The organism is Vibrio jasicida 090810c (assembly GCF_002887615.1).
Lineage (GTDB): Bacteria > Pseudomonadota > Gammaproteobacteria > Enterobacterales > Vibrionaceae > Vibrio > Vibrio jasicida.
Genome location: NZ_CP025792.1, coordinates 1,975,980 through 1,990,100 on the forward strand (window position 1 = coordinate 1,975,980; position 14,121 = coordinate 1,990,100).

Annotated in this window: 10 protein-coding genes and 1 pseudogene; 2 read left to right on the plus strand and 9 right to left on the minus strand. The window is 40.5% G+C overall.

Features of this window, described 5'->3' with window-relative positions; translation table 11 throughout:
• Positions 1-88 precede the first annotated feature (88 nt).
• Positions 89-1,438 (plus strand): MBL fold metallo-hydrolase RNA specificity domain-containing protein, encoded by a 1,350-nt coding sequence (locus tag C1S73_RS09340; RefSeq protein ID WP_038864879.1) that lies wholly within the window; start codon positions 89-91, stop codon positions 1,436-1,438.
• Between the two features lie 68 nt (positions 1,439-1,506).
• On the opposite strand, the gene C1S73_RS09345 is transcribed toward C1S73_RS09340, so the two are convergent.
• Together C1S73_RS09345 and C1S73_RS27760 are read right to left on the minus strand one after the other, a co-directional pair.
• Positions 1,507-2,673 carry a nucleotide sugar dehydrogenase gene (locus tag C1S73_RS09345; RefSeq protein ID WP_038864877.1) on the minus strand — a complete coding sequence of 389 codons (1,167 nt, stop codon included), beginning with the start codon at positions 2,671-2,673 and terminating at the stop codon, positions 1,507-1,509.
• A gap of 1,146 nt (positions 2,674-3,819) precedes the next feature.
• Complete coding sequence (locus C1S73_RS27760) at positions 3,820-3,984, minus strand: hypothetical protein (protein WP_158654982.1); 165 nt, start codon at positions 3,982-3,984, stop codon at positions 3,820-3,822.
• A 1,684-nt stretch (positions 3,985-5,668) separates the two neighbouring features.
• Here C1S73_RS27760 and C1S73_RS09355 point away from each other — a divergent pair.
• On the plus strand, positions 5,669-6,676 hold the full coding sequence (locus tag C1S73_RS09355; protein ID WP_038864876.1) for a sugar transferase: 1,008 nt from the start codon (positions 5,669-5,671) through the stop codon (positions 6,674-6,676).
• A 62-nt stretch (positions 6,677-6,738) separates the two neighbouring features.
• On the opposite strand, the pseudogene C1S73_RS09360 reads toward C1S73_RS09355, so the two are convergent.
• From C1S73_RS09360 to C1S73_RS09390, 7 genes and pseudogenes are all read right to left on the minus strand, one after another.
• Positions 6,739-7,935: pseudogene (locus tag C1S73_RS09360) on the minus strand (ISL3 family transposase).
• Between the two features lie 121 nt (positions 7,936-8,056).
• Positions 8,057-8,821, minus strand: coding sequence for a glycosyltransferase family 2 protein (locus C1S73_RS09365; RefSeq protein ID WP_038864874.1), 765 nt, complete (start codon positions 8,819-8,821; stop codon positions 8,057-8,059).
• A gap of 104 nt (positions 8,822-8,925) precedes the next feature.
• Positions 8,926-10,068, minus strand: a complete 1,143-nt coding sequence (locus tag C1S73_RS09370; RefSeq protein ID WP_038864873.1) for a polysaccharide pyruvyl transferase family protein — start codon at positions 10,066-10,068, stop codon at positions 8,926-8,928.
• Entirely contained in the window at positions 10,068-11,144 is a 1,077-nt protein-coding gene (locus C1S73_RS09375) for a nitroreductase family protein (RefSeq protein ID WP_038864872.1), read from the minus strand. Before C1S73_RS09375 ends, C1S73_RS09370 begins: the two co-directional genes overlap by 1 nt.
• On the minus strand, positions 11,141-12,451 hold the full coding sequence (locus tag C1S73_RS09380; protein ID WP_038864870.1) for a flippase: 1,311 nt from the start codon (positions 12,449-12,451) through the stop codon (positions 11,141-11,143). Before C1S73_RS09380 ends, C1S73_RS09375 begins: the two co-directional genes overlap by 4 nt.
• Positions 12,452-12,479: 28 nt before the next feature.
• Entirely contained in the window at positions 12,480-13,277 is a 798-nt protein-coding gene (locus tag C1S73_RS09385; protein ID WP_050566667.1) for a glycosyltransferase, read from the minus strand.
• A 2-nt stretch (positions 13,278-13,279) separates the two neighbouring features.
• The gene (locus C1S73_RS09390) at positions 13,280-14,116 is read right to left on the minus strand and encodes a glycosyltransferase (protein ID WP_050566666.1); all 837 of its coding nucleotides are present in this window, start codon (positions 14,114-14,116) and stop codon (positions 13,280-13,282) included.
• Between the last annotated feature and the right edge of the window lie 5 nt (positions 14,117-14,121).

Here is a 14,121-nt window from a genome sequence, read left to right on the forward strand (position 1 = left end):
CAATTCCATCCAACCAACGAACTCTATTCACTTACCCTGCACACTGGATTTATAGTTACTGATACTTGTTCAAGGTGGAGCAGTCGACATGACAACACCGATATCAGACATCGCCAATGTGATTCACCATGGTGGAAAACATACCGTCACTGGCTCTTGTCATGAATTGAAACTGCCACACGGCAGCATTTTGATCGATTGCGGACTCTTTCAAGGCAAAGACATCCATTTTGGCAACCGCAGGGCATCACTGGATATTGAGTTTCCGGTTAAACACATCAAAGCATTAGTCCTGACCCATGCTCATATCGACCATATTGGACGCCTACCTTGGTTACTGGCTGCTGGATTTAAAGGCCCTATATACTGCACCAAAGCAACAGCCGAACTGGTACCGCTCATGTTAGAAGGTGGATTAAAGCTGCAATTGGGTTTGAACTACCATCAGCGTCAGCAAGTCCTCAACGTCATTAAAAAACAGCTAAGACCCCATGACTACCAACAATGGCTGCCACTTGGCAAGCAATGTTACCTGCGCTTTCAACCTGCAGGGCACATTCTTGGTTCTGCTTACGTGGAATTCAAACTCCCCAATCATGAAATCATCGTGTTTTCCGGCGATCTAGGCCCGTCCAATACCCCTCTCTTACCCGATCCAAAACCGCCAAAGCGTGCCGACTATTTGTTCATCGAGTCCACATACGGCAACAAAGAGCATGAAGACATTGCCACTCGAACTGAGCGCTTGAACGCCATTATCGATCACGCACTGCAAGACGGTGGTGTAATTCTGATCCCAGCTTTCAGCGTAGGACGTACGCAGGAACTGTTATTCGATATTGAACAGCTGATTCACCAACGCGACTTGTCGTCTTCTTTGCCAATTATCCTAGACTCACCACTTGCGAAAAGAGTCTCAAAGACCTACCGCCGTTTCAAAAAACTGTGGGGAAAAGAAGCAAAGCAAAAGCTCAGCAATCATCGTCATCCCCTCGCCTTTGAACAATGCATTACTGTGGAAAGCCATAGAGAACATCAAGCATTAGTGAATCGACTAGCCTCCACCGATGAGCCTGCGATTGTCGTCGCGGCATCCGGTATGTGCGAAGGAGGAAGAATCGTCAATTACTTAAAAGCACTCTTGCCAGACGAAAGAAATGATGTGTTGTTCGCAGGTTATCAAGCGCAAGGAACCTTAGGTCGAGAAATCCAATCAGGCAGCCACACGGTGGATATCGATACCCAGCCAATCGAAGCCAACGCACAGATCCATACCATTTCTGGATATTCTGCACATGCAGACCAAAACGATTTATTGAAGTTTGTTACTGGGATTCCAACACAACCAAAAGCCGTGCATTTGATACATGGAGAGAAAGAAGCAAAAAAAGAGTTAGGAGAGAGGTTGGAAGCAGAGGGGATTGAGGTGGTTAATTAATTGGAGCTGGTTAGGGGTAAGAGCAAAGAAAGAAGGCCCTAGCAAACTAGGACCTTACCGGATATTGATTAGTCACTACCAAACAAGTCACGCGTGTAAACTTTATCCGCTACGTCTGCTAACTCTTCCACCATACGGTTAGAAACAATCACATCCGCACTTTGCTTGAACTCATTCAAATCTTTAATTACTCGAGAATTAAAGAAATCTTCTTCTTTGAGTACTGGTTCGTAAACTACGACCTCAACACCTTTCGCCTTGATACGTTTCATGATGCCTTGAATAGAAGAAGCTCGGAAGTTATCAGATCCCGCCTTCATAATTAAACGGTAAATACCGACAACTTTTGGTTCGCGTTTAAGAATAGATTCCGCTACGAAGTCTTTGCGAGTGCGGTTCGCATCGACAATCGCACCGATAATGTTGTTTGGCACTTCTTGGTAGTTCGCAAGCAACTGCTTGGTGTCTTTTGGAAGGCAGTAACCGCCGTAACCAAAGGATGGGTTGTTGTAGTGATTACCAATACGAAGGTCTAGACCAACGCCTTCAATGATTTGACGAGCATCTAAGCCATGTGCCTCTGCGTAAGAATCTAGTTCATTGAAGTATGCAACACGCATTGCGAGATAAGTATTAGAGAACAGCTTAACCGCTTCCGCCTCTGTAGAGTCAGTAAAGAGCACTTGAATGTCTTCTTTTACTGCCCCTTCGACCAGTAAGCCTGCAAACATTTCAGCACGTTCGCTACGCTCACCTACGATAATTCGAGATGGATGAAGGTTATCGTAAAGCGCTTTGCCTTCTCGAAGGAATTCAGGAGAAAATATTAAGTTTTCACAACTTAGCTCTTCTTTAATACGGGTTGTGTAACCAACAGGTACGGTAGACTTGATAACCATCACTGCATCAGGGTTAATTGTCATCACTTCTTTAATTACAGCTTCAACTGAAGAAGTATTAAAGTAGTTGGTTTGTGGATCGTAATCAGTTGGGGTAGCAATTACAACGTACTCGGCATCTCTGTATGCTTGTTCCTTATCTAGCGTAGCAACAAAGTTCAACTCTTTTGTTGCCAAAAAGCTTTCAATCTCCGCATCGACAATCGGAGATTGCTTTTTGTTCAACATTTCAACCTTTTCTTGGATGATGTCGATAGCAATGACCTCATGATTCTGAGCCAAAAGCATGGCGTTTGACAAACCTACGTATCCTGTACCTGCAACTGCGATTTTCATTCTTTTATCCCATATGTAAAACTGGCTCAAGAATACCAAAACCTGGCTTTTTACGATAGAAATAGGTGCTATCTAGTGTATTTTTTACACCAAAATAACGAACGCAATAAAATTGCACCAGAAAAGCTGATGGCTTTGAATGGTACTTTGTAAGGCTGTTCTTGATCACAAGTCAACTAAATAAGAGACATTGCGCGCTCATAGCCTTTAAGGATAGTTTCAGTTTAAGCTACCCTTCCCAAACGTACACTTATTAAAGCACCGCTCGTCTTTTTGGTATCTTTCCAGTTTCGACCACAGTAACTTCCAAGTTTTCGTAACTAAAAACTTTTCGCAACTTTCTGTTGATAGCTCATCAATTTTTAAAGAAGCGTAACACTAACAAACGAGTAGCAACAGAGGCATTGATGATACTGAACGTCCCTGAGTTGTCTTTACTTTATCGTCTTGGTGACACCAGATCTGTACCTTCACTTTCCCAGACCATATGTAAGTCTTCAATCAACCATCAACGTTAGTAATAGCGGTTAATCCTCATGGTACCCTCAAAGTTATTTACTAGTTCCAACCTCAAGAGGTATCAAGCTAACTTGTCTTTTGATGCTCCTTGTTCAAGACAACCAAATAGAACAAACGAAGAGATTCCAGCCTGCTCTTTTGTGTTTGCAGGAGCCTTCAATGCGACCTGATCATGCCTCATATCAAACTTTATATTTCTCACTTTTGAGCCCCTTTTTATGTGAAGGTAAACGCCTTTGTTTCTATATTTGGTAACGCTTATGCATCGACGTACAGCTTTTTATGATGAGCTTCTAGACAATGACGTTGGATTGAGTGAACAACAAAACGTTGCTGATATTGACGTTTCGAGTCAGTCTGTTTCTCGGCCACAGACCGATATAACATCTAATATTATATCCTCTAGACACTCAACGATATGGCGAGGAACTCACTCCCACTTTGCTAATCTATTTTTCTGTATAGGAACGAGTATGTTGGTGCTTTTCCTCGCTTGATAGTTTCTCCGACCAACAATGGTCTTACTTTGTGGTGCTATAAGTAGAGTTGAATGTACATGGAGAGCTCAAGTTCAATCACCTTGATTCATTTGCCCGTAAGCGTCTTTTATACTTCGATAAGGGAACCTTAGCGTTGTTTTATCTTAAAATGCGAGAACTCTTGATACTCGTTAGCTTGGGAAACGGTTGCCTGATATCCCGCTTCAGCGATATCTTGGGCATCGATGTTTTCATTACGAGTAAAGCGATATGCGTCTTCTATATCGGCGGAAGAAAAGGGAAGGTTAACCACAAAGACTCCAGGTTGATTAGCAATGGAAGTTACTAAACTGATAACTCGTTGTGCTTACCCAAACTGTTCTTATGTCCAAAGTTTATCTCCTGCTTGTGTCGTCTTAGCGTTTCGGTAAGGATTTCTAAGTGATCAGATCACTCGCGCGAGAAGAAAGTATTCAAAAAATCCCAAGCTGAAAGCTTAGGGGGTTGTGTATCTGGAAATAGCATTAACGGGGGAACACTGTTAATTATCTAACCCCAATAGTATATGATGTTCCTCTTCTTTTCCTACACAATCTTGATGCCTGATATATCTACCAATAATTTCATCGTTAACTCCTACTGAACCAACAAAGTATCCACGCTTCCAAAGCTTTTGACGTAAATAAAGCAATAGACGGCCTCAGCCTTTGACTAACCCCATATATGTAGAAATAGGTAACGGTAAACCAAGCGAACATTGCCTACACCCTACTTGAAGATTAAGTTTTACCATCTCACATTTATCTATATTACTATAGATACAAAGGCTTTTATGACGCCCCTTGCCTCCAATTTTTAACTTATATTTTGGAGGCCATACTATATGGTACTGATGTCTGTAGTATAAGAGTAAAGCAGATTAATATCCGCTCATGTTTTTATATCATTAACTTTCTGATCACAATAGAAAGCATATTTAATATGGCACCATTCACCCTTTATTTTTATTCATTAATTTAACTAATTTGTGTGATTGATATTTCATAGATCAGCATTACGTACACAAATCTCATTCTGTTTAAAATATTCAAAACCGTTACCGACCACAGTTGCAATAACCACTTAGCATGCTGTTACTCATCGTTTTGTTTTGTACTCATAATTTTACATCTTAGCACAATAACATTGAAGCGTTGACACATAACGTGGCACTCCAAAAAATCTAGATGTAGATCTAGCTAAGAACCGAAAGCAACCCATCACTAACGTAAGGATTTGAAAAAATACCTAGTTGACTAATAATTTATTGATATTCTAACATTAACAAAAAACCTCTCATAACATATTCAAATTAAAACAACACACCTCTATTAAAACTATTTAAAATAACTTCAAACCTAACCTTGAAATATAAAACCTAACACAGAAACCTAAAAACCAGTTAAACATTGGCATAATTTAATATTTACAAAACTAAAAATACTTGAAAGTCACACCTACTAATAATAGCTACCCAAAATATTAGTTGCTTATCAGAAACATAATAAAAAATAACTTTAGTTAAAATTTCCATCTTAGACTACTAGAAATACTCATCCTACAAATACCTTTAACGATTAAAATGACTATTTTCGTAACAAAAGTTTGAAATGTTGTGTAATCATCGCCTCCAATCTCAATCTCAATCTTGACACAGCGTTGTGAATAAGAATGATACATAGCACTTTTACCTTGCAAATCCTCAAAGAAAATTATGGTTCATTTTTGTGTACAGCTAGACAGGCCTTAAGTGCATAACTTGATGCGTACCAATTCTTATGACTACTGCTTGAACTAAAGATTTGATGCATATCGCTTGACCTAGATTCAAATCTTATTCAAAAAAATTGACAATCCGACGAGCATGTTGTGGATATGGGGATATAATTTCAATACGAAATAAACTATAATTCCTTACTTGTTAGTAATTGGCTAGTCACACATAAAACATTTCATCTATGACAGACAGTATCAGCAACACGCTTCAAGAACGAGAAGCTTCTGAATTATCTAAAAATAGTTCAATCAGTATTGCAACCGTATCGGACGAGTTAGATGCAAGCGCACAGGATGCTTGTGTTTACATTTACTGTCCTGCTTCGGATGAAGATAAAATCTCTAAGGTGTTAGAAAGACACCCAGAGATTACTGCGCAAATTAACAACTATTCAATTCGTGACTTCAAAAATAAGACACTTTGCCACTTTAGAAGCTCTCACCTAACCAGTGAGCAGCAGGCATACCTGGTTGCGGCCACAGAGCTAGGCGCTTGGGTAGAGCCACTGGTAAGCTACTTTGATAGACGTTTGGGCTATACAGAGACCGAGTTGCTACACAGCGGCTACTTTCTACATCAGAAAGCATTTTCTATTCTTTCTAACCGTAAGAACAGCTGGCAAAAACGAGCGATTGATTTGTTGTTTGTCTTCATGTTGGCTTGGGTTGCGATCCCTGTAGGTTTAATTACTGCTCTCTTAATCAAGCTAGAATCCCCAGGCCCCGTGTTCTTTAAGCAACGCAGAACCGGCCAATACAATGAAGAATTTGATGTAATCAAGTTCCGCTCGATGCGAAATGATGCAGAGAAAGACGGAGCTAAATGGGCAACCAAAAACGATGCTCGTGTTACTCGCGTTGGTAAGTTTATCCGTAAAACTCGTATTGATGAGCTACCACAACTTATCAATGTTTGGAAAAACGAAATGTCGATGGTCGGCCCTCGCCCTGAACGTGAAGTGTTTATCGCTGAGTTAGAAAAAGAAATCCCTTACTACCGCTTCCGTCACGCCGTGAAACCAGGGGTAACGGGATTAGCACAAGTTAAATACCCTTATGGCGCTTCTGTTGAAGATGCGATTTGGAAGCACAAATACGATATTTACTACATCAAACACCAAAACTGGAAAATGGAAGTCAAGATTCTGCTTCTTACAGTAAAGACAGTGCTTTTTGGAATGGGTCGTTAATACCCCCAGATATCAAACAAAAAAAGAGCCATCACTGAAAAGCGATGGCTCTTTTTTATGGTTCATCGCGGCTTTCCGGGGAAAGCCGCTTTTATTTTTAAGAAGAAGTAATCGGTGTCTCGATAGCCATATCCCATCCGCTTGATTAACTTTATCTTGTTATTTATCTCTTCAAGCGTACAGGTATTCAGCGGGTAGCTTGCCGAAGCAGTAATCCCATGAAGATATGGACGGAGCTTTCGAGCGAACTCTTTGAGTGGCTTAATTCCACTCTCATTCACTTGCTCCAACCATACCTGCCATAGGTTTTTAGCCTGAAGTTCAGACTCACAACGCCACAGTTCCTTTAATTGCGCACCCAGTAAGTAGGTTGTCATCAAGTCCTGATTCATATTCAATATTTCTGTGAGGTAGCTTTCCTGTTGTGTATTTAAATTATTCTTATTTTTCAATAACACCCAGCGCGAACGCTTGACCCACTGCCTTGCTTTTTTGTCCTATTTTAGCTTATTGGCTTGGTCGACTCTGACTCTATCCATCACTTCACGACCGAACTTAGCAACAACGTGGAACAAGTCGTAAACGATACGGGCATTTGGGCAATGCGCTTGGACTTCAAGGTCAAAAGCCGTATTCATATCCATTGCTACTGCTTTGATATTTTTACCATGCTCACCTAGTTGCTCAAAGAACGGGCGAATAACCTTGCGGCTACGACCTAGTCCTATCCAGATAACCTGATGACTTTTCGCATCTGCAATGACCGTCGTGTAACGCTGCCCTTTAAAAATGGCGAACTCGCCCATGACGAGTTGCCTTAATTCGCCCTATTTAACTTGCGGTACTACTTGTTGAAGCCGACGCTTATCTATCTCTTTGATTGTGTGCCAATGAACGCCTGTCACTTGGGCTATATGTTTAATAGGCAGCAGAGGCAACAACTGCTCTATATAGCTTCGCAGACGGTTAGTGATACGAGCATAAGGTTCCAACCAAGATAGCCATTATGTTTTAATACCGCAGTGACTGCACTTGATGCGTCGGGTTTGAATGGACAGTTCAACGGGAGCTCCTAACAGTGTGGCTTCCTTTACGTTACGCCATTGATACTCATGTATGGCTTGAGCTTTAATAAGCCCACAAGGACACTTAGCGGTAGAGTTAGGTTTGAGAGTGAGCTTTATTAATGACGCAGTCTGATGAGACTTTACTATATGAATGTCTTCCCATAATGAAGATAGGAAAGTATGATTCGACATGAAAACGGTAGTTTGTGTAGGTTTTGTTTGGCGATAAAACTCTATCACTTACTACCGTTTTTGTTTTTAGTTCCCGCTTATCCGCGATGAACCTTTTTTATTTGACTGATAAATACAGCAACTAAGACTTCCTTTTGGAACGATGCTTGAGAGTGCCTTTCACGGCATACACAGAGAAAGTCAGCATACTTCTTGGAAGGCTTAATCCTACGACATCTCTGTAGAAACGCCATTGATAAGAGAGCACACTGAACTTGTTGGCTGTCATCCCTGTATCCATTCTATACTTAGCCAGTGTTTTGGGTAGGCAGTAAGCTTTAGGTGTATCTTTTAAAATCTCCAGCCATAGTCCCATATCTTGTCGCTTACGGATCAGCGGCATATAGCGTTTGCCTAGCGTCTGAGTATCATAAACGGCGGTCAAGCATCCAATCACGTTACTGTACATTAATTTTTTGTAAGTCGTGTAGTCTGGCGCGGTGACAACGCTGAGTTCTTCATTGCTGTTAAAGCGGCTATAGTGCGTATAGGTTAAGGAATATTCATTCTCTAACATGAACGCGATTTGTTCGGATAGTTTATCTTCTGTCCATAAGTCATCAGAATCCAAGAATGCGATAAATCGACCTTGCGCTTTTTCTATCGCTAGGTTTCGACTCGCGCCAGCACCTTGGTTAACTTCATTTTGAAAAATATGAATATTTGGATGTTGCTCAGACAAACTCTTGAGTATTGCCCACGTGCCGTCTGTAGATTTGTCATCAACAACGATGACTTCCCAATTGGTATAAGTTTGGGATAAAACGCTGTTGATACTCTCTGCTATCGTACCTTCTGAATTGAATGAAGGCATAATGACAGAAACAAGAGGTTGAGTCTTTGGCATAATACTGACTACTTAAGGACCTATTCGACTTGCTTGAAGGTTGATAAAAACTCTATTGAGACACCCCAGATAACTCTATGGTTACCTGAGGCCATATGGTGAGCTTACTTAATACGCTTGAAGATTTCTGCCCACATTTGCTCTGTCTGAGCTTTGTACTCAGCAATCTTAGTGTTGTAGATATCTTCTTCTACTGTAGAGATAGAGGAGCTTAATGCTGTTTTAAGCTCTTCTTTTGACCATTCCGGTTTTGCTAAGAACTCGGCACGGTTGTATTCAGCAAAAAGGTTCTCGTACTTATGGCTCCAACTCGTACCTACACAAGGGATACCCTGAGTTAATGCACTTACACAGCCATGGAAGCGAGAACAAATAATGCCTCGGCTTGAGCCAATCAAACCTTTCACTTTTAAAGGGTTAGTCTCTTGAATAATTTCAATCGGATGAGGTGTTGCCGCTTTCACTTTTTCACAAAGCTCGCCATCGTGTTTGCCTTCATGGTTCAACAGTACTGGCGTGTAACCTAACTCAACAATGTTTTCAACAGACTCTACTAAGAAGTCTAGGTATCGTGATTTCCAAGTCGTATTGGTATTGCGCTCGTTTACCATATTGTAGTTAGGGATGATAAACACAGTGTTGTTGTACTTCGTGTAATCTTCTTCGAGCTCACCTTTCACTAGGTTCGTAAAGTCAGGCGCAATTTTTAACTTTGATGTATCCTCAAGGTGAGGTCGAATACCATCAAAGCTGCTCTGCTCACGAGCAAAAATCAATGCCGCTTTACTAAAGCCATCTTTCACTGCTGCTTGTTTTTCTGGGTCAGCAAACGGGCCTAGTGCTTGAGGCATGAAAATGAATGTTTTGTTGTGTTTTGCTAGTCGCTTAACTTCTTTAGCTACCGCTTCTAAGTGTTTAGTCGGCCATTGATCACCATAAGCAAAACCAGATGCGTCTAACACTACATCCACGTCTGCTTCTGTCACAATACCCCAATTGGTTTTTAGCCACTTTCTAACTTTTGTCGGTAGGTGGTAAGACAACTCGTTTAAGTCCAAAAAGCGCTTTTTCAAAGACAGCTTCTGATAAGCGTTGACCTCAGCACGCGCTTTATATGGCGAGTTACCATTAGGTGCCAAAACAATCTCTGCACTCGGATCAAACTCATTCAATTTTTGAATAACAGCGTGCAACATAAGCTCCGCGCCTTTGTTAACAAATTGAACACCTTTAATTTCAACGATCATTATTTCACTACCTTTATTAAATCTGAGTTGTCTTTTTTGTGAGAGAACGGGATAAAACCTTCTGGGTCTGCATAACCTACTGACATCAGCATAACCGTACGTTCGTGAGACTCTAAGCCTAGCAGTTTTTCAAGTCTCTTTTCACGGTCTTCTACATCTGGCCAGTTAATCATACAAGAGCTTAGCTCCATTGTTTCCAGTGCTAGAGCGAATTGCATTGCCACCAATGAACCATCAATGTAAATAACGTGACGATCTCGCTCTGCTGGGTATGCAGAAAGGTCTCCAACGATAGCAATAATCATTGGGAAGTTATGCCCAAAACCAACAGTACCCATAGCGCTATCGGCAACTTTATTCACCATGTCTTTGTCGGTTACAACATGAAACTTAAATGGTTGACGGTTACATGCAGAAGGCGCTTGTTTTGCAATTGTCATTGCGCGCTCGATCTTTTCCATTTCAACTGGCTGCTCAAGGTACCAACGGGTCGAGCGGCGTTGTTTAAACAGTTTTTCTAACTGCTCTGTTGTAATTTCTGAAACTTCACTCGCATTTTTCGCATAGGGAATTGAACGCATCGTTAGCTCATCTAGAGATTGAACTTTCTCTAAACACGCGAAGTAACCAACTTTTGCTTTATCAATATCAGTGTCTTTACCCGCAATTTCAAAGAAATGGCTAAGTACGCTCACACACCAATCCAACTCTTCTTTATTAAGTTGTTGGTTGTTGCAAGCAACAACAAAAGCGTCAACGGTTTCTTGGATGTAACGAGTAGCAAATACGTCTCTTCTCGGACGCATAATCAAGCCCTTTTCAAGACGGTGTACATTTCGTCTTAAAAGAACTCGACTGTCTCTCGCTTTGGCATTGTCATCATGGTACTTCAAACTACCTTTCAGAACCGACTGGTGCTCTCTGTAGAACTGTGTGCTGAAGAACGTGTAGTAAAGAGAAGAGGTAAATCTGGTTTTTGACATTGTACGGATCAAGCCTGCTCTTGTATTTTCAATGAACGTCTTAATACGATTTTTTGTATTTTTACTTAGAAGCTTCAATAACAGGCTTTTCATTTAAATTTCCTAATACAGTATGTTGCAGGCATAAATACAGATTTGGTCATAATTAATGCCATAATTTGTGTCTTTGGATGGAACCAAAGAACGAAATAACTCGCGCTAGCATATGAGATAAGTGTGGCAATTGCGGCACCCTCTCCTCCAAACTTAGGGATAAGGAAGTAGTTGAGCACAACGTTAACAATTGCTGCGATACCATGAGTAAACAAAGAGAACTTTAGCAATCCTTCGGCTATGAGCCATTTGCTCAATAATGCGCGCATAAAGATAAAACAACCAGCCCAAATATGAATGGTTAGAATAGGTGCAGCTGAGGCATAAGGCTCACCAAAAGCTAGCGGCACAAGCCATCCGCCCAACAGTGACACCGCGATAGCGATCACTATCGCCATCCAAAGCAGTACACCGCATAGTTGTTCGAGCTGGAAGTTGTATCTTTCTTTATCATCCCGAGTTTTTAGCAATTTAGGGAAGAAAGAGGTCGTTAAAGCCAATGGGAAAAAATACCAAACTTCAGACAAACGAGCAGCAACAGAGTAGATCCCGAGTTCTGTCGCTCCTATCATTTGGCCAATCATTAACTGGTCTATTTTAAGATAAACAACAGACATAAAACCAGATAACACCAACCATTTAGATTGATCCAGTAGAGACAGGGCGTATGGTTTGTTCCAAGAAAAATGTTTGAGCGTTACGGCTTCAGAAAAACGTTTATTGTAGTAAATATAACTAGATACATACAGCACGCCGCGTATAACAAGCTCAATAAAAAATACCCAGATAAAGAAACTAAGCTCGGCTTTGAACAAAATACCAACCAATTTAGCAACGCTAGAAATTGTCAATGTTGCTACTCGAATAAAAACGAGATATTTGGATGCTACTTCAGCTTGAAAGTAAAATTCAATAACGTAAAGGGCAGATGAAATATTTATAACTGCAGCAACAATCAACCATTTCGGGTCGACGAGCTCTATAGAACTCTGCCAAATCAAAATACCAATAACAGCGATCGTTGCCCCAACGACCCCACCGATCACTCGTAATAAAAATGATGAGCACAGTACCTCGTACTGGCTGCGTCCATTTACGATTTCTCGCGTAACAAGGGCGTTAAGACCAAGAGAGGTGAAAGGAGCTAAAAGAGCTAAAAAAGAAACAATAAAGTTATATTGACCAAACTGTTCAGGCGCTAAATATCTAGCCAGGAAGATATTTATTAAAAAAGTAATCGCTAAAGTTATTATTTTTTCACTAAATAACCAAGCTGTATTTCTCAGTGCTTTTTTTGTTGAGTTCATTTTTCAAACTACTCAATAAACTTGGTCATTATAAAAAATAACCTTTATATATATCGCGCAACGCTAACAGCTTGCTATAACGTATCTTTTTAAAAGATTTCAAAAAAAATGCAAAGTTGAGTACTAAACTCAAGCTACCAAAGATTTCTCGAAAAGCGATACCTCTAGCCATCATCTCATTTCTGTTTTTTATTTCTTTACCTGATGACTCTAGTGGATGTCGAGTAATCACTTCAGGAACAAAACCCAACTGACATCCAGATTTACTCAATCGACTCAAGAATACTGGTTCATCACAAAGAGGGTATTTAGCGCCAGCCCCAAGATTTTCAGGAAAAGTGAGATGGGGCTTGTCTATTAACACAGAAGCTTTAACTGCAATCTCAATCGTTCCAACTTTCAAGATGGAGATATTATTATGCTTAAATTCTTTGGCTGCATAGTTTTTGATCAACCTGCTCCCCGCTAGGTCTGACACAGAGAAAGTCAAAACTTCGTAGTCATTTCTCGAAAAAGCCTGAACAACTCTCTCGTAAGCAAGTTCTTCTAACTCGACATCATCGTCAAGGAAGAAAACATAACTTGCATCATTTGGAATGTGCTTTATCGCTAGATTTCTACTTTTTGTCACACCAGTTTCATCTGAAAATACAGAAAACACATCGCTACGGTGTGAGATTTTCTTGAGAAATTCATCTTGAGTAGATTTTGAGGTGTACTGGGAAACGACAACGTAAGACACTTCTTCCCTCTGCTTCAGAAAGATGTCAGGAACGTTGAGCAATCGATCACCATAAGCAGCAACTAAAAACGTAACCTTTTCCATTTTTACTTTCTCAAATTTCGCTGCTTCAAGAAAAGTGAAAGTGCAGACTTGTAGTTATCACGAGAAATCAATCGAACCATAGTCAAAAGAGGGAGCATTTCTCCTGTCACCTTGTATCTCATGATTTCCATTGATTTTTTATGAGCGGCATTCATTTTGTTTTGATGCTTATCGAAAAACAGTTCAAAACCTCTCGTTTTACGATCATTCGAACTTGAGATTCTCTCTCCCGCATGCTCGGTATTTAGGTAGTAGTTGTATTTATCAATTTTGTAACCTTTACCAAATCGGTCTACAAGCCTTACCCAAGTGTCGTAATCTTGAAATGCTGGCATCGCTTCGTCAAAACCGCCAATAGCCTTGAGCTTAGCAACGCTAGTTAACATCTGGTTTCCAACCAAGTTTTGATACATTAGGTTATTCAGATCAAACTCACCTTGCTCGAACCCAAATTTTCGATGAATTTCTTTGTCGGTGGTAACTTCTATAATGTTTGCACAAACTAGAGAATACTTGTCCTCATAAGCACCGACTAAATCGTCTACACGGGATGATCCAAAGTAGTCATCATCGTCCATACCTGTAATCAACTCACCCGATGCAGCGTTTAATGCAACATTTCGAGAGTAACAAGCGCCTCTCCCTTCATCATTTCTGAAGTATTTTAATGGATAAGTCGCTTGCATCTGTTTAATTACATCTTGGGTATCGTCTGATGACGCGTCATCTACTACGATAACCTCGATGTTTTTGTAAGTTTGGTTATAAGCCGATTCAATAGCTCGCTTGAGCAATTGACTTCGATTATGAGTAACAATATAAATAGTCACTAATTTCATATTCA

Coding starts and splice junctions, on each gene's coding strand:
- C1S73_RS09340 (WP_038864879.1), top strand. CDS start 89: ATGACAACACCGATATCAGACATCGCCAATGTGATTCACCATGGTGGA.
- C1S73_RS09345 (WP_038864877.1), bottom strand. CDS start 2,673: ATGAAAATCGCAGTTGCAGGTACAGGATACGTAGGTTTGTCAAACGCC.
- C1S73_RS09355 (WP_038864876.1), top strand. CDS start 5,669: ATGACAGACAGTATCAGCAACACGCTTCAAGAACGAGAAGCTTCTGAA.
- C1S73_RS09365 (WP_038864874.1), bottom strand. CDS start 8,821: ATGCCAAAGACTCAACCTCTTGTTTCTGTCATTATGCCTTCATTCAAT.
- C1S73_RS09370 (WP_038864873.1), bottom strand. CDS start 10,068: ATGATCGTTGAAATTAAAGGTGTTCAATTTGTTAACAAAGGCGCGGAG.
- C1S73_RS09375 (WP_038864872.1), bottom strand. CDS start 11,144: ATGAAAAGCCTGTTATTGAAGCTTCTAAGTAAAAATACAAAAAATCGT.
- C1S73_RS09380 (WP_038864870.1), bottom strand. CDS start 12,451: ATGAACTCAACAAAAAAAGCACTGAGAAATACAGCTTGGTTATTTAGT.
- C1S73_RS09385 (WP_050566667.1), bottom strand. CDS start 13,277: ATGGAAAAGGTTACGTTTTTAGTTGCTGCTTATGGTGATCGATTGCTC.
- C1S73_RS09390 (WP_050566666.1), bottom strand. CDS start 14,116: ATGAAATTAGTGACTATTTATATTGTTACTCATAATCGAAGTCAATTG.